The 1,337-nt window shown below is 29.8% G+C and carries 1 protein-coding gene and 1 pseudogene; both read left to right on the plus strand.

Annotation, left to right across the window (positions count from 1 at the left end):
* Nucleotides 1–900, plus strand: a pseudogene (locus IQ211_RS19260) (hypothetical protein); the annotation flags it as partial.
* A 36-nt stretch (nucleotides 901–936) separates the two neighbouring features.
* A partial coding sequence (locus IQ211_RS19265; RefSeq protein WP_193836476.1) for a hypothetical protein occupies nucleotides 937–1,337 on the plus strand: 401 nt, incomplete at its 3' end.

The following is a 1,337-nucleotide window of genomic DNA, read 5'->3' on the forward strand; positions in this document are numbered from 1 at the left end:
ATATTGGATATAACAGAGCGTATATCTTCAAAAAATAAAGTATATATTATAGATAACAATAAAGAAGACTTGAATCTCTCTCCTCTTATCATAAGCGAGGATAATAGCAGTCTTTTGGTAGATCCTAATTCGAATGTCTTTAACGTTTTAATTCAGAATTATCCTGGTGCTAAGAGAAATGATACAATACTGTTTTTCATTAACAAACAATATGTGCAAAAATCATTTCTTGTTCAAGAGGTTAATGAATTAGGCAATAATAGCTATGTGATATTCCCTTATAATATTCTTAGAGTGAATGAACTTGCTAATTTTTCTTATACTGTTGTGGACAGATTGAGAACAGTACGATCTTCATATCCACAGGGTATAATATATCCTGGAGGCGGGTATAATCAGCCAATTGACAATTTAACAAGAATATATGATGGTTGTATAGTTTACAATAGTTATGGTTATCATGATGATAAAAACATTATTCATGATACAATTCACGAAAAAGATATAGATAATAAATGTAATAATTCACATCATGAAGCGTTATTCGTTAAAATAATTGGAACGAGTGATTATAAAGATAAAACAAAAGTTCCACTTGGTGCTGAAGTGACATTAAACTTATATGTTAATAATTATCCCAATACCATTTACCAGTCTAAAGTAAAGATAATGCCAACTCAACCAGATAATGGTAATACAGCAACATTATTGTTTGGTATTCCTTTTAGTTATGTTAGCCATATAGAAAATGGAGATATTTATCTTGATTTTCAAGTTAATTATTATGGCGATATTTCTTATGGCAAGATTTGGCAAGCCAATGTTTATACAGTAAGGCCGGGAGGAGAAGTTAGCGGAGATGCTTGTCCTGACGGTAAAACTTGGTCTGGTATATACTAACTCTTCATCAAGAAAGAATTATAAAAGAGGTGAAATATGTTGGAAAGTGATAAAGATCTGATTTTGTCAAATGACGATTTAATTTTATCTGTTAAAAATGGAGCTGATGTTGCTATTGGTCAAAAATTTTACCTTGATATCGGAATACCAAAAGGAAAAATTTCTCAATCCCTTAATATAGGAATAAAGGATTCTAAGGGTTTTGAAAGTATAAAGATAATTAAAACAATTAATACCCAACAAAATCGTGAATCATATAACATGGTTCTTTCATGTACTGTTAAAGGAAGCGATTCAATAACAATGGGAGAAGAAATACATTTTACACTCACAGGTATTGATAAGGTAATAAAATATTATGCAAAGGATTTAGTTCAAAGCTCAATCCAATTGAAGAAAAATAAAAGTATTTGTGCAACACCAAATAACAACGATAT

Origin of the sequence: Xenorhabdus griffiniae, assembly GCF_015163655.1 — a bacterium.
Classification (GTDB): domain Bacteria; phylum Pseudomonadota; class Gammaproteobacteria; order Enterobacterales; family Enterobacteriaceae; genus Xenorhabdus; species Xenorhabdus griffiniae.